General features: G+C 71.7%; 26 protein-coding genes and 1 tRNA gene. 19 read left to right on the top strand and 8 right to left on the bottom strand.

The window, feature by feature from the left end; all coding sequences use genetic code 11:
* Window positions 1-3: 3 nt before the first annotated feature.
* Window positions 4-594, bottom strand: a complete 591-nt coding sequence (locus O1G22_RS21840) for a GNAT family N-acetyltransferase (protein WP_270082876.1) — start codon at window positions 592-594, stop codon at window positions 4-6.
* On the bottom strand, window positions 591-3,188 hold the full coding sequence (locus tag O1G22_RS21835; protein WP_270082875.1) for a penicillin acylase family protein: 2,598 nt from the start codon (window positions 3,186-3,188) through the stop codon (window positions 591-593). Before O1G22_RS21835 ends, O1G22_RS21840 begins: the two co-directional genes overlap by 4 nt.
* A gap of 145 nt (window positions 3,189-3,333) precedes the next feature.
* Here O1G22_RS21835 and O1G22_RS21830 point away from each other — a divergent pair, with 145 nt between their 5' ends.
* From O1G22_RS21830 to O1G22_RS21805, 6 genes are all read left to right on the top strand, one after another.
* Window positions 3,334-3,945 carry an HhH-GPD-type base excision DNA repair protein gene (locus O1G22_RS21830; RefSeq protein WP_270082874.1) on the top strand — a complete coding sequence of 204 codons (612 nt, stop codon included), beginning with the start codon at window positions 3,334-3,336 and terminating at the stop codon, window positions 3,943-3,945.
* Between the two features lie 113 nt (window positions 3,946-4,058).
* Complete coding sequence (locus tag O1G22_RS21825; RefSeq protein WP_270082873.1) at window positions 4,059-4,733, top strand: HdeD family acid-resistance protein; 675 nt, start codon at window positions 4,059-4,061, stop codon at window positions 4,731-4,733.
* Window positions 4,734-4,943: 210 nt separating this feature from the next.
* Window positions 4,944-5,309 (top strand): hypothetical protein, encoded by a 366-nt coding sequence (locus O1G22_RS21820; protein ID WP_270082872.1) that lies wholly within the window; start codon window positions 4,944-4,946, stop codon window positions 5,307-5,309.
* Between the two features lie 56 nt (window positions 5,310-5,365).
* A complete protein-coding gene (locus tag O1G22_RS21815) occupies window positions 5,366-5,491 on the top strand; it encodes a hypothetical protein (protein ID WP_270082871.1) in 126 nt (41 codons plus the stop codon).
* Between the two features lie 216 nt (window positions 5,492-5,707).
* Window positions 5,708-6,004: a type II toxin-antitoxin system VapB family antitoxin gene (locus O1G22_RS21810; protein ID WP_004943146.1), complete on the top strand. Its 297-nt coding sequence runs from the start codon at window positions 5,708-5,710 to the stop codon at window positions 6,002-6,004.
* A 98-nt stretch (window positions 6,005-6,102) separates the two neighbouring features.
* Window positions 6,103-6,756, top strand: a complete 654-nt coding sequence (locus tag O1G22_RS21805; protein ID WP_270082870.1) for a LytR C-terminal domain-containing protein — start codon at window positions 6,103-6,105, stop codon at window positions 6,754-6,756.
* Window positions 6,757-6,831: 75 nt separating this feature from the next.
* Here the strand turns inward: O1G22_RS21805 and upp are convergent, their stop codons facing one another.
* Complete coding sequence (gene upp / locus O1G22_RS21800) at window positions 6,832-7,467, bottom strand: uracil phosphoribosyltransferase (protein WP_031164597.1); 636 nt, start codon at window positions 7,465-7,467, stop codon at window positions 6,832-6,834.
* Between the two features lie 325 nt (window positions 7,468-7,792).
* Between upp and O1G22_RS21795 the strand changes: the two genes are divergently transcribed.
* The 9 genes from O1G22_RS21795 (at window position 7,793) to O1G22_RS21755 (ending at window position 13,342) form a co-directional block, all read left to right on the top strand.
* Window positions 7,793-7,969 (top strand): hypothetical protein, encoded by a 177-nt coding sequence (locus O1G22_RS21795; RefSeq protein ID WP_225099865.1) that lies wholly within the window; start codon window positions 7,793-7,795, stop codon window positions 7,967-7,969.
* A gap of 350 nt (window positions 7,970-8,319) precedes the next feature.
* Entirely contained in the window at window positions 8,320-8,847 is a 528-nt protein-coding gene (locus tag O1G22_RS21790) for a tRNA adenosine deaminase-associated protein (protein ID WP_270086489.1), read from the top strand.
* 68 nt (window positions 8,848-8,915) lie between these two features.
* On the top strand, window positions 8,916-9,347 hold the full coding sequence (gene tadA / locus O1G22_RS21785; protein ID WP_270086488.1) for a tRNA adenosine(34) deaminase TadA: 432 nt from the start codon (window positions 8,916-8,918) through the stop codon (window positions 9,345-9,347).
* Between the two features lie 101 nt (window positions 9,348-9,448).
* A tRNA-Ser gene (locus O1G22_RS21780) sits at window positions 9,449-9,533 on the top strand.
* Between the two features lie 154 nt (window positions 9,534-9,687).
* Window positions 9,688-9,867 carry a hypothetical protein gene (locus tag O1G22_RS21775; RefSeq protein ID WP_225099867.1) on the top strand — a complete coding sequence of 60 codons (180 nt, stop codon included), beginning with the start codon at window positions 9,688-9,690 and terminating at the stop codon, window positions 9,865-9,867.
* 10 nt (window positions 9,868-9,877) lie between these two features.
* On the top strand, window positions 9,878-10,171 hold the full coding sequence (locus tag O1G22_RS21770; RefSeq protein WP_270082869.1) for a Dabb family protein: 294 nt from the start codon (window positions 9,878-9,880) through the stop codon (window positions 10,169-10,171).
* 198 nt (window positions 10,172-10,369) lie between these two features.
* Window positions 10,370-11,236 (top strand): RNA polymerase sigma factor SigF, encoded by an 867-nt coding sequence (locus O1G22_RS21765; RefSeq protein ID WP_270086487.1) that lies wholly within the window; start codon window positions 10,370-10,372, stop codon window positions 11,234-11,236.
* 372 nt (window positions 11,237-11,608) lie between these two features.
* Window positions 11,609-12,535: an RNA polymerase sigma factor SigF gene (locus tag O1G22_RS21760; protein ID WP_225099869.1), complete on the top strand. Its 927-nt coding sequence runs from the start codon at window positions 11,609-11,611 to the stop codon at window positions 12,533-12,535.
* A 57-nt stretch (window positions 12,536-12,592) separates the two neighbouring features.
* Entirely contained in the window at window positions 12,593-13,342 is a 750-nt protein-coding gene (locus tag O1G22_RS21755) for a hypothetical protein (protein WP_270082868.1), read from the top strand.
* 40 nt (window positions 13,343-13,382) lie between these two features.
* On the opposite strand, the gene O1G22_RS21750 is transcribed toward O1G22_RS21755, so the two are convergent.
* Window positions 13,383-13,586 carry a hypothetical protein gene (locus O1G22_RS21750; protein ID WP_225099871.1) on the bottom strand — a complete coding sequence of 68 codons (204 nt, stop codon included), beginning with the start codon at window positions 13,584-13,586 and terminating at the stop codon, window positions 13,383-13,385.
* Between the two features lie 207 nt (window positions 13,587-13,793).
* Between O1G22_RS21750 and O1G22_RS21745 the strand changes: the two genes are divergently transcribed.
* The 4 genes from O1G22_RS21745 (at window position 13,794) to O1G22_RS21730 (ending at window position 18,345) form a co-directional block, all read left to right on the top strand.
* Window positions 13,794-14,309, top strand: coding sequence for a MarR family winged helix-turn-helix transcriptional regulator (locus O1G22_RS21745; protein ID WP_270082867.1), 516 nt, complete (start codon window positions 13,794-13,796; stop codon window positions 14,307-14,309).
* A gap of 88 nt (window positions 14,310-14,397) precedes the next feature.
* A complete protein-coding gene (locus O1G22_RS21740; protein WP_487416691.1) occupies window positions 14,398-16,884 on the top strand; it encodes an MFS transporter in 2,487 nt (828 codons plus the stop codon).
* 105 nt (window positions 16,885-16,989) lie between these two features.
* On the top strand, window positions 16,990-17,811 hold the full coding sequence (locus O1G22_RS21735; protein WP_270082865.1) for a YceI family protein: 822 nt from the start codon (window positions 16,990-16,992) through the stop codon (window positions 17,809-17,811).
* A gap of 63 nt (window positions 17,812-17,874) precedes the next feature.
* The gene (locus tag O1G22_RS21730; protein WP_225099875.1) at window positions 17,875-18,345 is read left to right on the top strand and encodes a PPOX class F420-dependent oxidoreductase; all 471 of its coding nucleotides are present in this window, start codon (window positions 17,875-17,877) and stop codon (window positions 18,343-18,345) included.
* Between the two features lie 6 nt (window positions 18,346-18,351).
* Here the strand turns inward: O1G22_RS21730 and O1G22_RS21725 are convergent, their stop codons facing one another.
* The 4 genes from O1G22_RS21725 to O1G22_RS21710 form a co-directional block, all read right to left on the bottom strand.
* A complete protein-coding gene (locus O1G22_RS21725) occupies window positions 18,352-19,110 on the bottom strand; it encodes a TetR/AcrR family transcriptional regulator (protein WP_270082864.1) in 759 nt (252 codons plus the stop codon).
* Window positions 19,111-19,170: 60 nt separating this feature from the next.
* Window positions 19,171-20,556: an MFS transporter gene (locus O1G22_RS21720; protein WP_270082863.1), complete on the bottom strand. Its 1,386-nt coding sequence runs from the start codon at window positions 20,554-20,556 to the stop codon at window positions 19,171-19,173.
* A gap of 97 nt (window positions 20,557-20,653) precedes the next feature.
* Complete coding sequence (locus O1G22_RS21715; protein WP_270082862.1) at window positions 20,654-22,873, bottom strand: ArnT family glycosyltransferase; 2,220 nt, start codon at window positions 22,871-22,873, stop codon at window positions 20,654-20,656.
* Window positions 22,870-24,345, bottom strand: a complete 1,476-nt coding sequence (locus tag O1G22_RS21710; protein ID WP_270082861.1) for a bifunctional glycosyltransferase family 2/GtrA family protein — start codon at window positions 24,343-24,345, stop codon at window positions 22,870-22,872. Before O1G22_RS21710 ends, O1G22_RS21715 begins: the two co-directional genes overlap by 4 nt.
* Window positions 24,346-24,348 lie beyond the last annotated feature (3 nt).

Raw genomic sequence — 24,348 nt, 5'->3', positions numbered from 1 at the left:
AGGCTAGTCGCCGGGGAAGGCCACGGACCGGTCCAGGAAGGCGAGTTGGGCGTGCTTCTCCGGCAGGTACACATCGGGGAGGTCCACCTCGGGCAGGACGACCGCAGGGCCGCGGACGAAGCCCTCGCGCTCGAAGCGGGCGATCGCCCTGGTGTTGCGGACGTCCGGGTCGACCACGAGCCGGCGCCGGTCGAGGATGCGCAGCGCGTACGTCGCCATCGCGGTCAGCAGCGCCGAGGACCAGCCGGGGCGCGGGCCGGCCGGGCCGGCGGGGGCGAGCAGGACGTGGACGCCGAGGTCGCCCGGGAGCACGTCGTAGCACTCGCCGACCCGGTCGGCGGCCGGCTCGTACGTCTGGAACAGGGCGGCCGGGGTGCCGTCCAGGGTGACGAGGTGGGCGTGGTGGGTGTCGAGGCCGGCCATGTGGGCGTAGATGTCGGCGACCTGGTCCCGGGTGAGGCCGGTCATGCCCCAGAAGGCGGCGCGTTCCTCGCTGACCCAGTTATGGATCACGCCCGCGTCGGACGCCGGGTCGAGGGGGCGGATGCGGACGGTGCCGAAGGGGTCGGTGTGCTGTTCGAAGAGGTCGGTCATGGGGTTTCCTCGGTACGTTCCAGCGGGGTCAGCAGGGTCCAGTCGGTGACGACCGGGGCCAGATCTCCCCTGAGCCACAAGGGGAGTTGGTCGCGGTGGTGGGGTGAGCCGGGGGCGCCGTCCGCGCCGAAGGGGACCACCCAGCGGCTGTTCTCGCGGTCGGCCAGGTCCCAGACGTAGCGGGCGGCGGGGCCGCGGGCCGCGCGGTCGGTCAGGCCGGGGACGGCGGAGGTGCACAGCACGCAGTCGTGGTCGCCGGCCAGGCCGGGTTCGTCGTACGGCTCTCCCGGCAGCGCGCGCCAGGGGGCCAGGCGGTGGGTGTCGGACCAGGTGCCGGACGGGGGCGCGGCGGCCACCTCCTCCAGGGCCGCGCGGACGGCGGCGGGGCGGTCGATGCCGTACAACTTCTCGGCCCGCAGCAGGTGTTCGAGGGCGTAGCCGATGCGCGGGACGAGGGCCAGCCAGGGGAGCAGCACCTCCGGGTAGGCGGGGGGCTCGGCGAGCGGGGCGAACACCGGATGCGCCGCGAGGTGGCGTACGACCGCGCCGCGCACCGCGGAGTAGGCCGCCGCGTCGGCGCTGCCGGCGTCCATACGGCGGTCCCACACGAGGAGGCGGTCGCGCAGGCGGGCGGCGTCGGGGGTGAGGTCGTCGAGGGCGGCGAGGTGGTCCAGCAGGGGGCCGGCGGAGCCGAGGTGGGTGTCGGTGTGGATCGCGGGCAGGGCGTCGGCGGTCCAGGTGCGGCGGGTGTCGAGGAGGGCGCGGATGCGGTCGGCGCGGTGGGGTGGGGCGAACTCGATGCCGAGGGGGGCGGCGAGGGTGCGCTGGTTGGCCATGACCGCGATGCCGTCGGGCGGTTCGGGGTCGGCGTACAGCGTCCGGTGCGTGCCGTGCCACTCGTGGCCGGGTTCCCAGGCGGGGACCGGGTGGCGGAGGTTGGCCTCGGCGCGCAGGGGGACGCGGCCGGCTGTGCGGTGCAGGGTGCCTCCGGCGGTGTCGGCCGCTTGGACCACGTTGACGGGTTCGGCCCAGTGGTCCAGGGCGCGGTCGATGTCCTGGACCGTGCGGGCCCTGAGGAGGGGGAGGAGGGCACTGAAGCCGAGGTCCGCGGTGACCCGGGGTGGATAGCGCAGGGCCAGCGCCTCGGCTCCGCCTTCGGCGAGGATTCCGTTCCCACCCGCACCAACGGTGACGGTTTCGCCGTCGGGTGCGGGTGGCAGCCCCGGTCGGGCGCCTTCGCCGTCGGCGGCTCGCGGGTCGTACGGCGCTTCGGCGGACTTCGTTTCGTAGAGCGGCTCGGTGGCTTGCGGAGCGTGCGGCGATACGGCGGACTTCGCGTCGGACGGTGGTTCGGCGGCCTCCGCGGCGTACGGCGGCTCGGCGGAGTTCGTGTCGTACGGCGGCCCGGCGGCCTCCGGGGCGTACGGCGGCCCGGCGGCTTGCGGGACGTATGGCGGCTCGGCCAACCCCGCGTCGGACGGCGGCTCGGCGGCCTGTGAGACGTAGAGCAGCTCAGCGACCTCCGCCTCATGCAGTGGCTCGTCGGTCTCGCCTCCCCCGAGTGGCTCGGCCGTCACCCCTCCGCCCAGCGGCTCGGTGCTTTCCGCGTCGTACGGCGATTCCGCGGCCTGCGCCCCGTACGGCCCTCCCGGAGTGAGCCCCGCCTCCAGGCCCTCCGGGCCGCCGGCTATCACGGGGCCCCGGGCCGTTTCGATCACCTCGATCTCCAGGGAGGGTTCGCCCGCGATGTGCACGGTCTCCGTGTGGCGGGTGGCGCGGTGCCAGTGGCCGTCCGGGCCCAGGGCCTCGATGCCGGCGCCGGTGCGGCGCAGGCGTTCTCGGTAGAGGTCCTGGTAGTCGGCCATGGCGTTGGTGATGGCCCAGGCGACGGAGCCCGTGTGGCCGAAGTGGGCGATGCCGGGGACGCCGGGGACGGCCAGGCCGATGACGTCGAACTCGGGGCAGGAGAGGCGGATCTGCTGGTAGACGCCGGGGTCCTCGATGAAGCGGTGCGGGTCGCCCGCGATCAGGGCGTGACCGGTCGCCGTACGGGCGCCGGAGAGCAGCCAGCCGTTGCTGCCGGCCGTGCCGGGCCCGTCGGTGGCGAACAGGCCGACCGCGTCGGGCCCGAGGTGCCGTATCGCCTGCTCGCGCCAGAGTTTGGCGGGGAAACCGGCGAAGAGGAGGTGTGCCGCGAGCCAGACGCCCAGCGGAGTCCAGGGCTCCCAGCGGCCGGGGGTGAGGCCGGCGCGGGCGAACTCGGGGGTGCGGCGGGCGCCCTCCGGCAGGCCCGCGTTGACGCCGTCGACGTAACGGCGGACCCAGTCGGCCGTCTCGGGGTCCCGGCGGTCCAGCGCGGCGAAGCAGCGGCGGGCCGTGTCGTCCAGGCGGGCCCGGCGGGCCAGGACGTCCCAGGACACGGCGGCGGCACCGAGGAAGGACGCCGAGCTGCCCTGGGCCCGGTGGCGTTCCACCTCCAGTTGCCAGGCGCGGTCCAGCGCGGTCACCCGACCCTGGGCGTACGCGAGTTCAGCGGCGCTGGAGGCGCGCAGGTGGGGGATGCCCCAGGCGTCACGGTAGGTCTCGGTGGTCACCCGGAATCCCCTTCACTTTAGGTTAGCCTTGCCTAAGTTTCAGCTCTGTGGAGGGATCGTACGCGAGAGGTGGAGGAGACCTCGCGACAAGGTGTCCCGTTGCACCCCGGCTGCGTCCCGCGCGCGGGCGGGCGATCATCGACGCATGGACGTCACCCTGCATCTCGCCCAGGACCCGGAGGCCGACGCGCTGCTCGGGCGCTCCCCGCTCGCCGCGCTGGTGGGCATGCTGCTCGACCAGCAGGTGCCGATGGAGTGGGCCTTCAAGGGCCCCCGCACCATCGCCGACCGGCTCGGCGCCGGGGCCGGCGGAGACCTCGACCCGCACGAGATCGCGGCGATGGACCCGGAGGCCTTCGCCGCGCTGCTCGCCGAGAAGCCGGCCGTGCACCGCTACCCGGGCTCGATGGCCAAGCGGATCCAGCAGCTGTGCCAGTACCTCGTCGAGCACCACGACGGGGACGCCGAGGCGGTCTGGCGGGGTGTCCCGACCGGTGCCGAACTGCTGAAACGGCTGGAGGACCTGCCCGGGTTCGGCAAGCAGAAGGCCCAGATCTTCCTCGCGCTGCTCGGCAAACAGCTCGGCGTCACGCCCCAGGGCTGGCGGGAGGCCGCGGGCGCGTACGGCGAGGCGCGGTCCTTCCGCTCGGTCGCCGACATCACCGGGCCCGAGTCGCTGGACAAGGTGCGGGCGCACAAGCAGGAAATGAAGGCCGCGGCCAAGTCGGCCAAGTCGGCCAAGATCTCCGGGAAATGAAGACCTTCGGGGAACAGGGCACGCGGAACGCCTCGGACCCGGGTGCGGGGTGCCGTCACCCGACCGGCCCTCCCCCGATGGCAGGACCCGGCCGCCCGCTCACAGCATGAAGCATGACCGAGGTACCGAGCAGCGGCCCCAACCCGGGCCCTCAGTACGACGACCGGAGCGTCCACGCGGCCCAGGCCCGGGGCGGCCGGCGCGAGCACGAGCCGGAGCCGCCGTTCGAGGGCCCCCTGCACGCCCTGTCCCGGGCCGCCTGGCAGGTGGTCCTGGGCACCGGGATCGCCTCGCTGATCCTGGGGATCCTGGTCCTGGTCTGGCCGGGCGCCTCCCTGCTCGCGGCGGGCGTCCTCTTCGGCCTCTACCTCCTCATCAGCGGCATCTTCCAGCTGGCCTCCGCCTTCGGCACGCACATGACGACCTCGCTGCGCGTGCTGGCCTTCATCAGCGGCGCCCTGTCGATCCTGCTGGGCCTGTTCTGCTTCCGCGGGCCCTTCCAGTCGATCCTGTTGCTCGCCCTGTGGATCGGCATCGGCTGGCTGATCCGCGGCATCACCCAGACCCTGGCCGCCGCCTCCGACCCCCGGATGCCCGCCCGCGGCTGGCAGATCTGCCTCGGGATCCTCACCTTCATCGCCGGCATCGTGCTGATCGACTCGCCGTTCAGGTCGGTCGCCGTGCTGACCCTCGTCGGCGGCATCTGGCTGCTCGTGGTGGGCATCGTGGAGATCGTCACCGCCTTCAGCATCCGCGGCCGGGCCAAGCAGATCCCGAAGACCGTCTGACCCGCCCCGACCGCCGTCCCCACCCTGGACCGCCGCCATGGCCGTGGACCGCCGCCCCGGCCCTGGACCGCCGCCCCAACCGCCGTCCCCACCCTTGGCCGCCGCCCCAACCGCCGCCTGCGTCAACACCATGCACGCCACCTACGCCGAGCGGGCGGAACTCCGGCCCCCTGTGCTGCACCTGCCGTCCGCCCCGGGGAGACACCCGTCATGAGCAGGACCCCGCGCCGCCCCCGCAGCCATGACCGGCCTCGGAGCCGCGCCTGGCTTCGGAGCCGCACCTGGCTGCGGGTGCTCGTCCTGCTCCTCGCCCTGTGGGTGCCGGCCGCCCAGGCGCAGGCCCTGGCGGCCCCCGCGTCCGGCGTGGCGGCCGGGACCTTCGAACACGACGGCACCGATGGCGCCGACGTCCCCGACGCGCTCGTACGGCCCCCCGCCCGCGCGGTCCACAAGGCCGACGTACCCGAGCGCCCCGCGCCCCTCCCCGGCCCGGCACCCGCCCGGCCCGGCATCCGCGCGTGCCCGGCGGCGCCGTACGCCGCTCCCCTGCTCCGCACGGTGGTCCTGCGCTGCTGACTGACCCGCGTCCCCACGCAAGGTCAGCCGGCTCGACGCAAGCAAGGAGCACCGTCATGCCCCAGGATCCGTACGCCGTCCTGCGCGCCCTGCTGCGCGCGGAGGCCAGGCGCGCCACGGCCCCCAAGCCGGACGAGCGCCACCCGGAACCGCAGCGGCGGCCCGACGAACGGGACCGCTGAACGCCCCCGGCGGAGGCGAACCCACCAGGCCGCCCGGACCACCGCTCGCCAGGCCTGCCGCCGGGCCCGCCGCCTCCGCCGGGCCGCGCCGAACAGGGAATGGGTGATGCGGCGCGCCCCGTACTACCCCATTTGCGTGGTTTGCGAGATCTTTTCCGGCCGCGCACTACGCCGCCATGGCTGCGCCCGGAAGGTCTTGACCGGTAGGCTTTCCGTGTGATCTTCAAGCGCATCGGAAACGGCCGGCCGTACCCCGACCACGGCCGGGAAAGCACCCGGCAGTGGGCGGACGTCGCGCCGCGCCCGGTCCGCCTCGATCAGCTCGTGACCACCAAGCAGCAGCTCGATCTGGAGACCCTGCTGGCGGAGGACTCGACGTTCTACGGCGACCTCTTCGCGCACGTCGTGAAGTGGCAGGGCGATCTCTACCTGGAGGACGGCCTGCACCGCGCGGTCCGCGCCGCCCTCCAGCAGCGCCAGGTGCTGCACGCGCGCGTGCTCGAACTCGACTGACCCGGCACGGCACGGCCGTTGACCCTTTCGGGTTCCACTGAGCGGCATCGACTGATCATCTAATAGGCATCGCCGCTCAGGCGCACTACGCTGCGCCCATGAGCATGCTGACACCCCGGGGCATGGGCGGCCAGTACCGGATCACGGGGGACAAATACCCTCGGATGCGCCCGCCGCGCCGCCGCGGCAGGCTCGTCGCCGCCGTGGTGGCGTCCGTCTGCGCGCTCGGCCTGATCGGCTGGGGGACGCTGCAGCTCATCGACGTCTTCACCGGCGGCGGCAAGAAGACCTCGGCGGCCGGTTCGAAGACCGACTGCCGTGCCAAGGCGGGCACCGCGGCCACGGCGACCCCGGCCGCCCAGGTGAAGACTCTGCCCAAGCCGGGCCAGATCACGGTGAACGTCTACAACGCCACCGCGCGCACCGGCCTCGCCAAGGCCACCGCCGACGAACTGAAGAAGCGCGGCTTCCGGATCGGCGACGTGGGCAACGCGCCCGGGGAGTTCGACAAGAAGGTCAAGGGGACCGGGATACTGCTCGGCCCCGCCGACGCCCAGAACACCTCGGTGGCGGTGCTCGGCACCCAGCTGGCGGACGCCGAACGCCGCACCGACGCGGGCCGCAAGGGCGCCGACCTCGACCTCATCCTGGGCGACGCCTTCAAGGGCCTGACGAAGCCGGCGGACGCCCAGCAGGCACTGACGGCCCTGACGGACCCACAGCCGACGGCTTCTCCGAAGAAGGGGTGCTGACAGGCGCCTCGTAAGGGCTGACCAGCGGCCCCGTACAGCCGGTCCGGGGTGCTGACAGGCGCCGCCCCCTAAGGGCTACTCAGCGGCCCCGTACAGCCGATCCCCGGCGTCTCCCAGCCCCGGCACGATGTACCCGTGCTCGTTGAGGTGGTCGTCGACGGCCGCCGTGACGACCGTCACCGGCGTACCCGCGAGCTCACGCTCCATGACCTCGACGCCCTCCGGCGCGGCCAGCAGGACCACGGCCGTCACATCGTCCGCACCGCGCTTGATCAGCTCCTGGATCGCCGCGACCAGTGTGCCGCCCGTGGCCAGCATCGGGTCCAGGACGTACACCTGGCGGCCCGAGAGGTCCTCCGGCATGCGCGAGGCGTACGTGGAGGCCTGGAGGGTCTCCTCGTTGCGGATCATGCCCAGGAAGCCCACCTCGGCGGTCGGCAGCAGCCGGACCATGCCGTCCAGCATGCCGAGACCGGCGCGCAGGATCGGCACGACCAGCGGGCGCGGGCGGGCCAGCTTGACGCCGGTGGTCTGCGCGACCGGCGTCCGGATGTCGACGGCCTCGGTGCGCACGTCCCGCGTGGCCTCGTAGGCGAGCAGGGTGACCAGCTCGTCGGCGAGGCGGCGGAAGGTCGCGGAGTCGGTGCGCTGGTCGCGCAGCGTGGTGAGCTTGTGGGCGACCAGGGGGTGGTCGACGACGTGGAGACGCATGCCCATAACGGTACCTGCGCCCCGCACCCCCCGGTGCTGGCGTCAAACCGCCCGTCCGGGGGAAAGTGGGAGGGACGGAACTGGGCTGGGGTGGTGTGACGTGCCTGACCTTCCTGAACATCCCGAAGACGCGCCCGACGGCACCGCGGACCCGGACGAGCCCGCGATACGCGGCTCCGGCAGGGCGGCGTCTCGCGGTTCCGGCAGGGCGGCGTCTCGCGGATCCGGCACGGCGGCATCCCGCGGCACCGGCACGGAGGCATCCCGCGCAACCGGCACAGCGGCGACACGCGACACCGACACAGCGGTGACACCCGGCACCGGCATGGCAGCGTCCCGCGACTCCCGTGCGCCCGAGACGGACGCCGAGCGTCGGCGGCGGCGCGCCCAGTTCCTGCGTGATCTCGCCGAGGCGCGCGAGCTGCGCGCCCGGGTCCAGCCGCGGCGCGCCAAGGCGGCGCGACTGCGCCATGCGATGCGTATGCGGACGTTCCGCTGGTAGGCCGTCCGTGGTCCGCCAGTACTCCGCTGGTAGTCCACCAGTACTCCGCTGGTGGTCCGACCTGTGGGAAGGAAGCCCCCCCTGGAGCCAGGCACGGTAAGAAAATTCTCGGTGCGGAAGATCCATGTCCGCGGCGGTGTTTGCGCGGTGGGCGTGCGTGCGAGCTTGGAAAAGCCGCGTACGATCCGCAGGGCGGCTGCAAGACACAGGGAGCCGAAGACGTCCCCTGAACGCCTTGTTTCTGCCACGATTCCGAGTGGGCGGGGCTCGGAGCCCAGGTTCTTCCCGCCCACATACCTCCGCCGGGGGGACCCCCAACCGGCACACCTATGACCAGTGGGAGAGTCACGGTGTACTTCGCCGCACTGCTCGCGCGCACCGAAGACGGGTGGGAAGCGAGCGACACAGAGCTCGACAATGTGGAGAGCCTGTCGGATCTGGCCGACCTGGCCCGGGAGAACGCTGTCGACGATGACACGGTGCTCGTTCTCATCGAGCAGGAGGAAGCGTGGTTCGGCATCGTCCGTATCGACGGTGAAGACGACCCGCGCATCTACGTCTCGGACGCGGCCGCGGCCCAGCGCAGCGCGTACGGCGAGCTGCTGCTGACCGACGAGCTGCTCGGCCGGGAGCCCGGCTCGGACGACGGCCCCGACCTGGACGCCCTGGACCTCGACGGCACGGAGGACGGCGAGTCCGACGACGAGGAGGACGGCGGCGGCGCCGACGACGCGGTCTCGCACGGCCCCGTGGGCGACAGCGAACTCCTCGCCGACCTGGGCATCAGCGGCAAGGAGCTGCGCGCCCTGGACGGGGACGCGCTGAGCGAGATCGCCGAGGTCCTGGGCTGCACGGACGTCCTGGAGGGCGTCCGCTGACCGCCTCGCGGGACACGCGGGCCACCGTGCACCCGGCAGATCCGGTACGCGACCGCTGGCGGGCCGCGATGCGGCTCGCCCTGGACGAGGCCGAGCAGGCCGTCCGGGGCGGGGACGTCCCCGTCGGCGCCGTCGTGCTGTCCCCGGACGGTACGACGGTGCTCGGCGCCGGGCACAACGAGCGCGAGGCCACCGGCGATCCCACGGCCCACGCCGAGGTGCTCGCGATCCGGCGGGCCGCGGCACGGCTCGGGGAGTGGCGGCTGACCGGCTGCACGCTCGTCGTCACCCTGGAGCCGTGCACGATGTGCGCGGGCGCCCTCGTCCAGTCCCGCGTCGACCGGGTCGTCTACGGCGCCCGGGACGACAAGGCGGGCGCGGCGGGCTCCCTGTGGGACGTGATCCGCGACCGCCGGCTCAACCACCGGCCCGAGGTCGTCGAGGGCGTCCTGGCGGCGGAGTGCGCCCTGCTCCTCACGGAGTTCTTCCGCGACCGCTGACGGGCCGCTGACCGACCGCTGACCGACCGCCGGCGGGGCCGCTCACAGAGCTGCCGAATCCGATTTCAGACCATGCCCCACTGTGCTGTAAGGTCTCCCTCGGTAGCGTGTCCGAGCGGCCGAAGGAGCTCGCCTCGAAAGCGAGTGTGGCGCAAGTCACCGAGGGTTCAAATCCCTCCGCTACCGCTCGAAGAAGGGCCCCGTCGCACGACGGGGCCCTTCTCGTCGTACGAGCAAAGGGCCTCGGGAGGCAGGCCGTTGGTCCCTGAAAGGGGCGTGAAGGTTACACTCGCGGCCGTCAGCAGGGGCCCACTGGGCACACAGCACAGGGGAGGATTCGGTGGCGGTGAACGCCAAGAAGATCGCTGTGTACGCGCTCGTGGTCTTCGTGCTCTACGTGATCATCACGGACCCGGCCAAGGCGGCCAGCTACGTCCAGATAGGCTTCGAAGGCATATCGAGCGCCGCGAAGGCCATAGGCGACTTCATGACCTGGGTCGCCAACGGAGGAAAGAACTGAGGTACGCCCCATGATCCGCCATCTGGTCCTCTTCAAGCTCAACGAGGGCGTCGAGCGGGACGATCCGCGCGTCGTGGCCGGCGTGGCGGCCTTCGAGGCGCTGGGCGGGCAGATCGAGGAGCTGCGCTTCTGGGAGTGCGGCTGGAACATCAGCGACCGGCCGATCGCCTACGACTTCGCGATCAACTCTGCGGTCGAGGACCCCGACGCCCTCAAGCGCTACCTGGAGCACCCGGCGCACCAGGCGGGCGTCGCGCTGTGGCGCGAGTTCGCCACGTGGGTGATCGCCGACTACGAGTTCTGAGCCCCTCTTCGTCCGAGCCCTCCGCCGGAACGGCGGAGGGCTTTCGTGCGTTGCCCGGCCGTCACGCCCCCAACTTGTGGAAGTTTGAACACAACACGGCGTTATGCGGTGCTTGCACACAGTGCACATGTCTTGTGATGCTATGACCGCTTTTGACGGATGACTGACCGCGGATGATTGAGCGACGAAGAGGTGGCGTTGACCGTGTCGGCCAGTACCGCGCTGCCCCAGGAGCTGCCTCAGGAGGAGGTGGCCGCCGACCCCGCTCCCGCCACCCCCGCTCCCGTGGCCCCCGAGAAGCGGCGCAGCGCCGACACCCGCGCCCTCACCCAGGTGCTCTTCGCCGAGCTGAAGGAGCTCACCCCGGGCACCCCGGAGCACAACCGGGTGCGCGGGGCGCTGATCGAGGCGAACCTCCCGCTCGTGCGCTACGCGGCCGCCCGGTTCCGCTCCCGCAACGAGCCGATGGAGGACGTCGTCCAGGTCGGCACCATCGGCCTGATCAACGCCATCGACCGGTTCGACCCCGACCGGGGCGTGCAGTTCCCGACCTTCGCGATGCCGACCGTCGTCGGCGAGATCAAGCGCTACTTCCGGGACAACGTCCGCACGGTCCACGTACCGCGCCGGCTGCACGAGCTGTGGGTGCAGGTCAACAGCGCGACCGAGGACCTGACCACGGCCTTCGGGCGCCAGCCGTCCACCGCCGAGATCGCCGAGCGGCTGCGGATCAGCGAGGACGAGGTGCTGAGCTGCATCGAGGCGGGACGGTCGTACCACGCCACCTCCCTGGAGGCCGCGCAGGAGGGCGACGGACTGCCCGGCCTGCTGGACCGCATCGGCTACGAGGATCCGGCCCTCGACGGCGTGGAACACCGCGACCTGGTCCGGCACCTGCTCGTCCAACTCCCCGAGCGCGAACAGCGCATCCTGCTTCTGCGCTACTACAGCAATCTCACCCAGTCACAGATCAGCGCGGAACTCGGCGTCTCCCAGATGCACGTCTCGCGTCTCCTCGCCCGCAGCTTCCAGCGGCTGCGCTCCGCGAACCGCATCGACGCTTAGGCCCCCTCTCGGGAAGCGACGCATAAGCCCGCTTTCGGGAAGCACGGCCACCCCCCGCATGGAGCACGGCGGGCGCACGGAAGCACGCCTCAAGCGGTTCTGCATCGCATACCCGAGCGAGCGGTAACCGTCCCGAGCGAATCCCTCACCTGCGCGGATGCCGACAGTTGGGCTCCGACAACGCGTCAGACCCCTTCCCTCCAGGGCCGATTCGGATCTTTCATGTCGACATGTCACTACAGCGTGTTGCCGACATGTGACATTCTGCGGGAGACGCGTTTGCCGGGCCTCCGGCTCCGGTATTCAGGTGAAGGCTGCGTCGCACGACACGTCGGCGCCGCCGCGACCGTCCCGCGACCCAAAGGGGGTGGCATGTCCGCAGACCAGGGCAGCTCGAAGGTGCTGACGCCCGCGCCGAGCGCGGCAGCGCCCAAGGAGCTCGACGCTCTCGACGTCCTCGACGGAATCGAGGCCGTCACGGCCCTCGACGCCGTGCCGTCCCCGTCCGCCCAGGCGCCGGCCCTGCCGGCCTCGGGGGACATCGACACCCGCACCCTGTCCCGTTCACTGTTCCTGCGTCTCGCCGCCCTCGGCGAGGACAGCCCCGAGCGGGCCTACGTCCGGGACACCCTGATCGAGCTGAACCTGCCGCTGGTCCGCTACGCGGCCGCGCGCTTCCGCTCGCGCAACGAGCCGATGGAGGACATCGTCCAGGTCGGCACCATCGGCCTGATCAAGGCGATCGACCGCTTCGACTGCGAACGGGGTGTGGAGTTCCCGACGTTCGCGATGCCGACGGTGGTCGGGGAGATCAAGCGCTTCTTCCGGGACACCTCGTGGTCGGTCCGTGTGCCGCGCCGCCTCCAGGAGCTGCGCCTGGCCCTCACCAAGGCCAGCGACGAGCTCTCCCAGAAGCTGGACCGCTCCCCGACGGTGACGGAGCTGGCCGCCGTGCTCGGCGTCTCCGAGGAGGACGTGGTCGACGGCCTCGCGGTCGGCAACGCCTACACCGCCTCCTCCCTCGACTCCCCGGCCCCCGAGGACGACGGCGGCGAGGGCTCCCTGGCCGACCGCCTCGGCTACGAGGACACGGCCCTGGAGGGCGTGGAGTACCGCGAGTCCCTCAAGCCCCTCCTGGCCAAACTCCCGCCCCGCGAACGCCGGATCATCATGCTCCGCTTCTTCGCCAACATGACCCAGTCCCAGATCGGTGAGGAGGTCGGCATCTCCCAGATGCACGTCTCCCGGCTGCTGACCCGGACGCTGGCGCAGTTGCGGGAAGGCCTGATCTCGGACTGAGCGACGAACGACACCCGGAGGGTTCCTATCTGACGAAGCGTCAGTCACCATGACCGGATGCTTCGTACGACGACATGGACACGTGGCCGCCGAGGCGCCGTTACGGCAGCGTCGGCGGTCGTCGTCGTCCTGGGCGGGGTGGTGGCCGCATGCGGGGGCCAGGGCCCGGGCCGCGGTTACGTCGCGGCCGGCGCGGCGGGCGGTCCGCAGAGCAGCGGTGCGGCCGCGGCCGGCCCGACCGGCTCGGTGTCCTTCGTGCCGCTCGACGGCGCGAAGGGCGGCAACTCTCCGGCGCCCACACCCAGTTCGGCCCGGCCGAGCAGCAGCGACTCACCCCTGCCGGGCAGCCCGGAGCAGACCCCACCGCTCCTGGGCACACCCAGCCCCTCCGGCAGCGCGGACGGTCGTACGACACCCGCGCCATCCGGACCCGGTTCACCCGCCCCGACTCCCGGCAGCGGCACGCCGGACCCAACTTCCGGCAGCGGCACACCCGTCGGGCCCGCCGACCTCAGCTGGGGCAAGCCGGAGACGGCCGCCACGGACCAGCGCTGGTGCCAGAAGGTCACCGTCGGTTTCCACAACTCGGGTGGTACGGCGGTGCGTTCGGGGTCGGTGACGTTCGGGACGCACATCATCGGCCTGCTCGGCATCGACTGGGGCACGGTCGACTCGACCGCGGACCTGCCGGGGCCGATCGGGCCGGGCGCACAGGTGAAACCCACCTGGACGGTGTGCGTCGACGCCTGGCGTGTGCCGCTCGGCATGCACATCGAGACGCGGGACGTGTCCGTCCGGTGGAAGTGATCCTGAAACAGGTCCTGGAAGCAGTTCCCAGAAGCAGGTCCTACTTCAGCGCCAGCCAGGCCACGCCCGCCACCACGGCGATCGCCACGATGACGCCGATGATCAGGCCGATGCGGGGACCGGAGGAGGAGGCGGCCGCCGCCTGCGCCTGGCGCCCCTGGGGGGCCTCGTCGACGAACGCGCGGAACATCTGGGTGCTGCCGGCGGGGTCGTAGTTGCCCTGGGGGCCCTGGGTGTTAGCCATGGCCCGAGACACTAGCGAATCCAGGTGACCGACCCAAGTGCGGGGCCACCAGGACAGACAGGGGCACCTCACCCGCAGCCACCTGCACATTTACGATCGCAATACATGCCTTTGCCAAGTTTTTGCGCCGCCGACCCCCCTGATCTATTTGCCTGCAGCAACCAATCACCGCTATGGTTGCCCCAAGCAACGAATACGGGAGGTGTGATGGCCGAGCGGACGCAGTTCGAAGAGCTGGCGCGTCAGCTCAGTGCCGTCGGAGCCGTGAAACGGGACCTGGGGCGGATCCTGCCGCCCGACTGCCCGGCCGGCTCGGCCGCCGTGCTGACCCTGCTGGGGCGCCACGGCGACATGCGCATGAGCAAGCTCGCGGAGCTGCTCGCCGTGGACATGTCGGTCACCAGCCGGCATGTCGCGCACGTCGCCGCGCGCGGCTGGATCGAGCGGCTGCCGGATCCGGCGGACAAGCGCTCGCGGATCCTGCGGCTGACGCCCTCGGGGCTCGCGCAGCTCGACGAGCTGTCCCGGCGGACCACGCATCTGCTCGCCGAGCGGCTCGCCGACTGGACCGACGACGAGGTCGGCCAGCTCATCCGGCTGATGACCCGCCTGCGCGACTCGTTCGGCGGCTGCCGGTCCGCCCCGGTCCGGCTCCCCGCCCCCGTGGCCACGGAGACCACGCCCGCATTCGAAGAGACCACCCGTACACCCGCAAGCACGTAAGAGAAGGAAGCCCATGGCAACCACCACACCAGCCGGTGTGCGGGCTCACGCCAAGCACGGGGGAGGCTCCGCCGCGGAGCACGCCCCCATGACACACCGGCAGATCATGGAGGCGCTGTCCGGCCTGCTGCTGGGCCTGTTCGCCGCCATCCTCTCCTCGACGATCGTCACCAACGCACTGCCGACGATCATCAAGGACCTCGGCGGCGGCCAGTCCGCGTACACCTGGGTCGTCACGGCGGCACTGCTCTCCATGACCGCCTCCGTGCCGCTGTGGGGCAAGCTCGCCGACCTGGTCAGCAAGAAGGCCCTCGTCCAGATATCCCTGGTCATCTACGTCATCGGCTCGGTCGTCGCCGGTCTCGCGCAGAACCCGGCGATGCTGATCAGCGCGCGTGTCATCCAGGGCCTCGGCGCCGGCGGTCTGTCCGCCCTGGTGCAGGTCATCATGGCCGCGATGATCTCCCCGCGCGAGCGCGGCCGGTACTCCGGCTACACCGGCGCCACCTTCGCCGTCGCCACCGTCGGCGGCCCGCTGCTCGGCGGTGTCATCACCGACACCTCCTGGCTCGGCTGGCGCTACTGCCTCTTCGTCGGTATCCCCTTCGCGCTGATCGCGCTGGTCGTGCTGCAGAAGACGCTGCACCTGCCGGTCGCCAAGCGGAAGGTCAAGGTCGACTGGACCGGCGCCTTCTTCATCACCGCCGCCGCCTCGCTGCTGCTGATCTGGGTCACCTTCGCCAACGACAAGTACGACTGGCTGTCCTGGCAGACGTACACGATGGTGGGCGGCACGATCGTGCTCGCGCTGCTGTTCGTGCTCACCGAGACCAAGGCCGCCGAGCCGATCATCCCGCTGCGCCTGTTCCGCAACCGCACCATCACGCTGGCCTCGCTGGCCTCGCTGTTCGTCGGTGTCGGCATGTACTCGGGCACCGTGTTCTTCTCGCAGTACTTCCAGCTGGCCCGCGACAAGTCGCCGACGATGTCCGGCGTCATGACCATCCCGATGATCGGCGGCCTGTTCGTCGCGTCCATGGTCTCCGGCCGCTTCATCACCAGCACCGGCCGCTGGAAGGGCTGGCTGGTCGGCGGCGCTGTCTCCCTCACGGCGGGCCTCGCCCTGCTCGGCCTGATGCGCTACGACACCCCGTACTGGGAGCTGTCGATCTACATGGCGCTGCTCGGCATCGGCGTCGGCACGATGATGCAGAACCTGGTGCTGTCCACGCAGAACCAGGTCGCCCCGCAGGACCTGGGCTCCGCCTCCTCCGTGGTGAGCTTCTTCCGCTCCCTCGGCGGTGCGGTCGGCGTCGGCGTGCTCGGCTCGGTCATGTCGGAGCGGATCACCCACCACGCCAAGGACACCATCACCGAGCTGAGCCCGAAGGCGCAGCAGGCCGCGGCCCACGCCGTCGGCAGCGGCAACCTGCCCGACATGAACGCGCTGCCGGCCCCGGTGCGCAACTGGCTGGAGGGCGCCTACGGCCACGGCATCGCGGACGTCTTCCTCTACGCGGCCCCGTTCGCGCTGATCGCGTTCATCACGGTGCTGTTCATCAAGGAGGTCCCGCTGCGCACGTCCGGCGCGCTGGCCCAGGCCGCGCAGGAGAAGACCGGGGCGGCGCCCGCGGCGGCCGCCGCCGTAGAGACCGTCAGGGAGAACGCTGTGCAGGAACCCGCGCCCGAGAAGGTGCCCAGCTGGGCCCAGCCCGTCGTGGCGGACACCTCCGCCGAGACGACCGCCACCGCCACCGCCACCCAGGTGATGACGGCGGTCGCGACGATCACCGAGCCCGGCTCGGGCGCCGGCGGCGGCACCCCGGTGCACGGCTTCGTCCGCGGCGCCGAGAGCGCCCCGGTCGCGCAGGCCGCGGTCACCCTGATCTCGCTGTCCGGCCGCCAGCTGGGCCGCGCGGTCGCCCAGGCCGACGGCTCCTACTCCGTCGACGCCCCCGGCACGGGCAGTTACGTCCTCATCGCCTCCGCCGACGGCTACCAGCCGCAGGCCTCCACCGTCGTGGTGGGCGAGGAGCCGCTGTCGTACGACATCCTGCTCAGCGGCACCAGCGGGCTGACCGGTGTGGTCCGGGCCGCGGGCAGCGCGCTGCCGGTCAAGGACGCCATGGTGATCGTCACCGACGTCCGCGGTGATCTGCTGGCCACCGCCGCCACCGGCGAGCAGGGCGAGTTCGCCCTCACCGACCTGGTGCCCGGCACGGTCACCCTGGCCGTCAACGCGACCGGGTTCCGGCCGCGCGCGCTGCCGGTCGAGATCGGCGCCACCGGGGTCACCCGGATCGAGATCGACCTGGACGCCGGCGCCCGGCTCCAGGGCGTCGTCCGGGCCCCGCACGGCCCGCTGGCCGACGCCCGTGTGACCCTCGTCGACCAGGCGGGCAACGTGGTCGGCACCGCCACCACCGGTACGGACGGCGCGTACGCCTTCACCGACCTGGACAGCGGCGAGTACACCGTCATCGCGACCGGCTACCCGCCGGTGGCCACCGCGCTGACCCTCGCCGGCACCGGAGTCGACGGCCACGCGATCGAACTCGCCCACCCCGGCGAGTAGTTCACTCCCGGCCCGTGGCACGCATACCGTCGTGTGTGCGCCACGGGCCGGTTCCGTAGGGCCAATTTGTAAGTATTTGTAGTTCCTTGCAGGGAGAAAAACGGGATGGGACTGACCGCGAAGATCCGCACGCGTGACGGGTGGGCCGTGTCGCACGCGGTCGTCACGGTGACCGACATGACCGGTACGCAGGTGCTGCGCGCCGAGACGGATGCCGAGGGAGCCGTACGGGACACCACCGAGCTCGTGCCGGGGGCGTACACGGTGATCGTGACCGCCGTCGGGTACGCGCCCGTGGCCTCCTCCGCGATCGTCACCGCGAGCGGCCGGGCCGAGGTCGGCACGGTGACACTGGCCCGGCAGGGCGGCACCGAACTGCCGCCGCCCGGCCCCTGGACGATCGACCCGGTGCACTCCTCCGTCGCCGCGGTCGCCCAGCACCTGGGCATCTCCAGCGTGCACGGCCGGTTCACGGAGTTCGGCGGCACGGTCGAGATCGCGCCGGACGACGTCACCAAGTCCCGCGTGGAGGCGGTGATCAAGGCCGCGTCCATCGACACGGGCAACGGCATGCGCGACACGCACCTGAAGTCCGGGGACTTCCTGGACGTGGAGCGGCACCCGGAGATCACCTACCGCTCCACGGGCCTGACGCAGGCCGGCTCGGACCGCTGGACGGTCCACGGCGAGCTGTCGATGCACGGTGTCGTACGGCCGGTCGACCTGGACCTGGCCTACCTCGGCACCGGCGCCGACCCGTGGGGCGGCACGCGGGCCGCGTTCCGCGCGACGGCCGAGCTGCACCGCGAGGACTTCGCGATGAACTACAACCAGGTCCTCCAGGCGGGCATCGCGGCGATCGGTACGACGCTGAAGGTCGAGCTGGACATCCAGGCGGTCCAGGGCGACTCCCTGCCCCAGGCATAGACGCGGACGTAGGCACAGCAGGGTCAGCCACGGGGGCGGGAATTGCCCCTAGGCTGCCTTGCCATGGCACCGAACATCGCGACCAACACCCGTGTATCGCTCGCCGAACTGCTGGACTTCGTACGGCCCCGGCACCGCGCCCTGCTGATCACCCGCCGCACCGACGGCGGGCCGCAGGCCTCCCCGCTGACCTGCGGGGTCGACGACTCGGGCCGGATCGTCGTCTCCACCTACCCCGAACGCGCCAAGACCCGCAACGCCAAGCGCGACAGCCGGGTCAGCCTGCTCGTCCTGAGCGACGACTGGAACGGCCCCTGGGTCCAGATCGACGGCACGGCCGAGGTCATCGACGCCCCCGACTCCGTGGAACCCCTGGTCGAGTACTACCGCAACATCGCCGGCGAACACCCCGACTGGGACGAGTATCGCGAGGCGATGATCAAGCAGGGCAAGTCGATCATCCGGGTCACGCCGGAGCGGTGGGGGCCGGTGGCCACCGGGGGGTTTCCGGCGCGGCTGGTGGCCGGGGAGTAGCGGAGGTCAGCCTCGGTCGACCATCGCCTCGATGCCGGCGATCAGCAGGTCCAGGGCGAAGTCGAAGTCCCGGTCCATCATCTCGGCGACCGTGTCTCCGCCGCGGGCGTCCATGATGTCCCTGGACTCCTGGAGATAGCCCGCGGCCTCGGCGTCCTGCTGCGCCGAGGCCATGGCCTGCCCGTAGTAGTCCTCCGGGGTCAGCCCGGAGTCCGCGATCCGGGACATGAACTGGGCTTCGAGGGTGCCGAAGCCGTACACGAACTGGAACACCGCCGAGATGGCCCCCATCAGGCGGGGCGCCGGCAGCCCGGTGCGGCGGATGACGCGCTGCACAGTGCGGGAGAAGGCGAGGGAGTTCGGGCCGATGTTGAGGTAGCGCCCGGCCAGCGGGGACAGCCAGGGATGGCGCACCAGCAGCCCCCGGTACTCCGCCGCCAGCGCCCGCAACTGCTCCCGCCAGTCCGCCCGCTCGTCGTCCGCGTCGGGCAGCCGCATCTCGCCGTTGGCGGCGTCCAGGGCGAGTTCGAGCAGATCGTCCTTGGTGTCGACGTACCAGTACAGGGACATCGCGGTGACGTTCAGCTCCCCGGCCAGCCGCCGCATCGAGAACTTGGCCAGCCCGTCGGCGTCCAGGAGGCGTACGGACGCGTCGGTGATCCGCTTCCGGTCGAGCCCGGAGGGCTGCCCGCCGCGCCCACTGCGGGGAGCCTTCTGCTCCAGCCACACACTGGCCCGCGCCGACCGCGCATTCTGCTCCGCCATCGGCGCCTCCTTTGTACAGATCCGGCCAAGTGGTCCAACCTTAAGGGCGCGAGGGAGCTCTCAGGCGATCACCCGCTCCGCCCGCCGCAGCAGCCCCGCCGCCACAAACCCCCCGACCAGCACGGCGACCGCCCCCACCAGCTGACCGGCGCCCAGGCCGGCGGACAACGACTCCCCCGACGCGACGGAAGAGCTGAGGACCGCACCCAGCACGGCCACCCCGAGACCGTTGCCCAACTCGGCGAGCGTGCCGTTGATCCCGGCCCCCACCCCCGCCTTCTCCGGAGGAATCGCGCTCAGGACGGCGTGGGCCATCGCCGGATTCGCCACCGCACACCCCGCCCCGATGAGCAGCAGCCCGAGCAGTGTCCCGGCATATCCGCCGGAGGCGAGCTCGGCGATGGCCACCAGCCCCGCCGCCATCAGCACCATCCCCGACGCGATGGACACCGGCGTACCCATCCGCGTGGACCACTTCGCCGACAGCCCGGTGAAGTTGAGCGCGACGACGGTCAGCGCCAGCGGAGCGGTCCGCAGGCCGGCCTCCAGCGGCCCGTACCCGAGCACGAACTGAAGGTGCTGCGTCAGCAGGAACAACGCCCCGCCCATCCCGAAGGTCAGGAGCACCGCCCCCGTGACCGCCCCGGTGAACCGCCGGTCCCGGAAGAAGTGCGGATCGAGCATCGGCTCCGCGACCCTGCTCTCCCACCGGGCGAAGGCACCGAGCACCACCACCGCGCCGGCCCCCGTGCCCAGCACCCGCGCCGAGGTCCAGCCGTGCCGGGGCCCGGAGATGATCGCGAAGACGAGCGCGGCCATGCCGATGGTCGACAGCACCGCGCCGAGCAGGTCCGGACGGTCGCCCTGCGGGCTCCTGGACTCCGGTACGAGGGCCGGCACCGCGACCAGGCCCAGGGCCGCGACGGGGATGTTGACCAGGAAGATCGCGCCCCACCAGAAGTGGTTGAGCACGAACCCGCCGATCAGCGGCCCGCCCGCGAAGCCGAGTGCGTTGACCGCGCTCCAGACGCCGATCGCCTTCGGCTGCTCCTCGGGCGTGAAGATCTGCATCGCCACGGCCAGCGTGGTGGTCAGCAGCAGCGCGCCGCCGATGCCCATCCCCGCCCGCGCGGCGATCAACTGACCGATGGAGTGGGCGAGTCCGGCGAGGAGCGAGCCGATGCCGAACAGGGCGAGCCCGGCCACCAGCATCTTCTTGCGGCCGTAGCGGTCGGCGGCACTGCCCGCGGTGAGCAGCAGACCGGACTGCACCAGGGAGTAGGCGTTGATCATCCACTGGATGTCCGAGGTGGCCGCGTGCAGTTCGCGGGTGAGGGAGGGGATGGCCACGTTCAGGACGGTGTTGTCGAGCAGCACGGTGAACTGGGCCAGGCAGATGACGCCGAGGATCAGCCAGCGCTGGGGATGGCCTTGGGAGGTGGACATGCTGTACACCGTATAGCGGTCGCTATACGGTGTACAACGCGATGTCGGGCTGTCGGCCGCCCTCCTGTCGGCCGCCCTCCCGTCAGCTGCTCTTCTGTCAGCTGCTCTTCTGCGTGAGGTCGTAGAAGGTGGCCGAACCGACCGTCACCTTCTTGAAGGTGCTCTGGACCCACGAGCTGATCTGCGAGGAGGTGCCGTTGCTGCTGCCTCCCATGCCACCGCCCATGCCGCCGCCGGCGATGAAGTAGTGGATCTTTCCTTCTGCCACGTACTTCTTGAACTGGGCCAGCGTCGGGGACGGGTCGGTGCCGTTGAAGCCGCCGATCGCCATCACCGGGTCACCGGTGGCGAGCTGGTAGCTGGCGGCGTTCTGGGAGCCGATGGACGCGGCGACCCAGGTGTACTTCGAGGCGTCCTTCTCCAGCAGGGTCTTGGCGGCGGAGGAGACGTTCGCGCCGTTCAGCAGGCCGCCCGCGCCACCCATGCCGCCGCCCATGCCGCCCTCGCCCATCCGGCCGGCGCCGGGGAAGCCGTTGCCGTTCTGACCCTGGCCCTGCGTGCTGCCGTTGCCCTGCGTGCTGCCGTTGCCCTGTTGCTGGTTCTGGCCCGGCATGCCCCCGCCCGGGAAGCCGTTGCCGTTCTGCTGACCCTGGCCCTGCTGGCTCTGCCGGCCCGGCATGCCACCGCCGCCGAAGCCGCCCTGCATACCGCCGTTGCCACCACCGGGACCCCGGCCGCCGCCGAAGCCCATCATGCTCGCGCCCGCCGGACCGGCCGTCGGGATGGAACCGGTGTGCGCGGAGTCGACCGTGCTGAGGGTGTACGCCGTAGGACCGGCGAGCACGGCCACCAGGCCCACCGCCGCCGCCCCGAGGGCCGGCTGCCGGGAGATCCGGCCGGCGAAGACCAGGCCCAGCGCGGCCGCCAGACCGCCGATCAGGACCAGCCACTTCAGCCAGGGGAGGTAGCTGGAGGTGCGGTTGAGCAGGACGTAACCCCAGGCCGCCGCGGCGACCACGGCGGCCGCGAGCGTGATCGACGCCCACAGCTCCCGCCGCTTCTCCCACAGCAGCCCGGCGCCCATGCCGGTCACGGCCGCGAGGTAGGGGGCGAGGGCCACGGTGTAGTACTGGTGGAAGATGCCCGCCATGTAGCTGAAGACCACCATGGTGATCAGTAGCGAGCCGCCCCACACCAGGAACGAGGCCCGGGTGACGGACGTCCGCTTGAGCTTGCGGGTGGCCACGAGACCGGCCACCAGCAGGATCAGCGCGGCCGGCAGCAGCCAGGAGATCTGGCTGCCGATCTCGGAGTTGAACATCCGGTCCCAGCCGGTGGCGCCCCAGCGGCCGGAGCCGCCCGCGCCGCCCCCGCCGCCGACACTGCCGGTCTCGTCGCCGTTGATCCGGCCGAGGCCGTTGTAGCCGAAGGTCAGCTCCAGGAAGCTGTTGTTCTGCGAACCGCCGATGTAGGGGCGGGAGGAGGCCGGCCACAGCTCGACGATCGCGACCCACCAGCCGCCGGCCACGACGAGGGCGAGGGTGGCGGCGGCCAGCTGGCCCAGCCGCTTCCTCAGCTTCACGGGGCCGCAGACGGCATAGACGATCGCCAGCGGCGGCAGGATCAGGAAGGCCTGGAGCGTCTTGGCGAGGAAGGCGAAGCCGATCGCCACCCCCGCCCACACCAGCCACCTGGTCCGGCCGTCCTCCACCGCCCGTACGACGAAGTAGCAGGCCAGCGCCATCAGCAGGGCCAGCATCGCGTCCGGGTTGTTGAACCGGAACATCAGCGCCGCGACCGGGGTGAGCGCGAGGACCGCACCCGCGATCAGACCGGACACCGGGCTGAACCGGCGCCGTACGGCCGCGTAGACGACCGCCACGGTGCCGACGCCCATGAGGACCTCGGGCGTCAGGATCGCCCACGAGTTCAGGCCGAAGATCCGGACCGACAGCTCCATCGGCCACAGGAAGGCCGACGGCTTGTCCACGGTGATCGCGTTGCCCGCGTCCAGCGAACCGAAGAAGAACGCCTTCCAGGACGTGCTGCCCGCCTGCACGGCCGCCGAGTAGAAGGAGTTGGCGTACCCGGAGGCGCTGAGGTTGTACAGGTAGAGGACGAAGGTGGCGGCCAGCAGGCCGAAGAGGGCCGGGCGCGCCCAGCGCGGGTCCTCGGGCCGCCCGCGCCACAGTCTGCGCAGGTACGGCTGCTTGGACGCACCGGCTTCGGGGGCTTCGGGGGCCTGCGGGGGAGCCGTGGGAGGCGGCCCCCACACGGCCGTACCGCTACCGCTGCTGCTCTGCTGGTCGATGGTCATCGGGGATCCCCCAGGTCGGTGTCGTACGGGCGCACCGGCTGCAACCGCATGGTGGCGTCCGTCCGGTGCGGCTCGTACGGGTCGTACGGGTCGTACGACGGGTTCGGCACCGGGCGCTGGGGCAGCGGGGCGTACGGGGCGGTCGTGCCGTACGGCGGGGTCGTACCCGTGCCGTACGTCGAGGTCGGACCCGTACCGGCATCCGCACCGCTGCCGGTGCCGGTGCCGGAGTCGTCGCGGTCCGGGAAGACCCAGGCGCGGAAGAGCAGGAAGCGCAGCACGGTCGCGGCGAGGTTGGCCGCGATGAGCACCGCCAGTTCGGTGGAGTGCGCCGGGCTGGAGCTGGCCGCGTTCAGGGCGGCCAGGGAGCCGCTGGTCAGGGCCAGACCGATGCCGAAGACGACCAGGCCCTGCGCCTGATGCCGGACAGCGCCGCCCCGGCCGCGCACTCCGAAGGTGAGCCGGCGGTTGGCGGCCGTGTTGGCGATCGCGGAGACCAGCAGGGCGAGCGCGTTGGCGACCTGGGAGCCGGAGAACTGCCGGAAGAGGCTGTAGAGAACCAGGTAGAAGAGGGTGGACAGCCCGCCGACCACACAGAAGCCGACGAGCTGACGGGCCAGGCCCTTGGGCACGTCCTGGATGTCGCGGTCGCGCGGGTCGTCACCGAAGGGCCGGGTGAGGCGGTCCAGCGGCAGCGAACCGGTGGCCAGGGCCTTGCCGACCCGCCAGACGCCCTTGAGGTCGTCGGTCGCGGTCTTCACGATGTGCACGGTGGAGTCGGGGTCGTCGACCCAGTCGACCGGCACCTCGTGGATCCTGAGTCCCGCCCGCTCGGCGAGCACCAGCATCTCGGTGTCGAAGAACCACCCGGTGTCCTCCACCAGCGGCAGCAGCACCTGCGCCACATCACGCCGGATGGCCTTGAAGCCGCACTGCGCGTCGGAGAAGCGGGCCTGGAGCGAGCCGCGCAGGATCAGGTTGTAGGCCCGGCTGATGAACTCCCGCTTGGGACCGCGCACGACCCGCGAGGAGCGGGCGAGCCGGGAGCCGATGGCGAGGTCCGAGTGGCCGGAGATGAGCGGCGCCACCAGCGGCAGCAGGGCGTTGAGGTCGGTGGACAGATCGACGTCCATGTAGGCGAGGATCGGCGCCTCGGAGGCGGACCAGACGGTCCTGAGGGCCCGCCCCCGGCCCTTCTGCTCCAGGCGGAAGTTGGTGACCTCGGGGATCTCCTGCTCCAGCCGCGCGGCCACCTGCGGGGTGGTGTCCGTGGACGCGTTGTCCGCGATGGTGATGCGGAACGCGTACGGGAAGGTGCGGGTGAGGTGCTCGTGCAGTCTGCGGACGCACGGCTGGAGGTCCTTCTCCTCGTTGTAGACGGGGATCACTACGTCCAGGACAGGCGTACCGGCGTCTCCGGCCGGGAGGTGCTCCCGCGCCGGCAGAGTGCCGGGAGAAGAGTCGGTTCGCATGGG

The sequence above is a fragment of the Streptomyces camelliae genome (genome assembly GCF_027625935.1).
GTDB classification, from domain to species: domain Bacteria; phylum Actinomycetota; class Actinomycetes; order Streptomycetales; family Streptomycetaceae; genus Streptomyces; species Streptomyces camelliae.
The sequence above is the reverse complement of the archived record's forward strand: the minus strand, read 5'-3'. Positions and strand labels throughout refer to the sequence as shown.

Coding starts and splice junctions, on each gene's coding strand:
- tadA (WP_270086488.1), top strand. CDS start 8,916: ATGCGGCTCGCCCTGGACGAGGCCGAGCAGGCCGTCCGGGGCGGGGAC.
- O1G22_RS21725 (WP_270082864.1), bottom strand. CDS start 19,110: ATGGCGGAGCAGAATGCGCGGTCGGCGCGGGCCAGTGTGTGGCTGGAG.
- O1G22_RS21735 (WP_270082865.1), top strand. CDS start 16,990: ATGGGACTGACCGCGAAGATCCGCACGCGTGACGGGTGGGCCGTGTCG.
- O1G22_RS21815 (WP_270082871.1), top strand. CDS start 5,366: ATGCCCCAGGATCCGTACGCCGTCCTGCGCGCCCTGCTGCGCGCGGAG.
- O1G22_RS21750 (WP_225099871.1), bottom strand. CDS start 13,586: ATGGCTAACACCCAGGGCCCCCAGGGCAACTACGACCCCGCCGGCAGC.
- O1G22_RS21755 (WP_270082868.1), top strand. CDS start 12,593: ATGCTTCGTACGACGACATGGACACGTGGCCGCCGAGGCGCCGTTACG.
- upp (WP_031164597.1), bottom strand. CDS start 7,467: ATGCGTCTCCACGTCGTCGACCACCCCCTGGTCGCCCACAAGCTCACC.
- O1G22_RS21795 (WP_225099865.1), top strand. CDS start 7,793: ATGGCAGCGTCCCGCGACTCCCGTGCGCCCGAGACGGACGCCGAGCGT.
- O1G22_RS21760 (WP_225099869.1), top strand. CDS start 11,609: ATGTCCGCAGACCAGGGCAGCTCGAAGGTGCTGACGCCCGCGCCGAGC.
- O1G22_RS21820 (WP_270082872.1), top strand. CDS start 4,944: ATGAGCAGGACCCCGCGCCGCCCCCGCAGCCATGACCGGCCTCGGAGC.
- O1G22_RS21710 (WP_270082861.1), bottom strand. CDS start 24,345: ATGCGAACCGACTCTTCTCCCGGCACTCTGCCGGCGCGGGAGCACCTC.
- O1G22_RS21740 (WP_487416691.1), top strand. CDS start 14,398: ATGACACACCGGCAGATCATGGAGGCGCTGTCCGGCCTGCTGCTGGGC.
- O1G22_RS21715 (WP_270082862.1), bottom strand. CDS start 22,873: ATGACCATCGACCAGCAGAGCAGCAGCGGTAGCGGTACGGCCGTGTGG.
- O1G22_RS21720 (WP_270082863.1), bottom strand. CDS start 20,556: ATGTCCACCTCCCAAGGCCATCCCCAGCGCTGGCTGATCCTCGGCGTC.
- O1G22_RS21830 (WP_270082874.1), top strand. CDS start 3,334: ATGGACGTCACCCTGCATCTCGCCCAGGACCCGGAGGCCGACGCGCTG.
- O1G22_RS21770 (WP_270082869.1), top strand. CDS start 9,878: ATGATCCGCCATCTGGTCCTCTTCAAGCTCAACGAGGGCGTCGAGCGG.
- O1G22_RS21840 (WP_270082876.1), bottom strand. CDS start 594: ATGACCGACCTCTTCGAACAGCACACCGACCCCTTCGGCACCGTCCGC.
- O1G22_RS21730 (WP_225099875.1), top strand. CDS start 17,875: ATGGCACCGAACATCGCGACCAACACCCGTGTATCGCTCGCCGAACTG.
- O1G22_RS21745 (WP_270082867.1), top strand. CDS start 13,794: ATGGCCGAGCGGACGCAGTTCGAAGAGCTGGCGCGTCAGCTCAGTGCC.
- O1G22_RS21825 (WP_270082873.1), top strand. CDS start 4,059: ATGACCGAGGTACCGAGCAGCGGCCCCAACCCGGGCCCTCAGTACGAC.
- O1G22_RS21805 (WP_270082870.1), top strand. CDS start 6,103: ATGAGCATGCTGACACCCCGGGGCATGGGCGGCCAGTACCGGATCACG.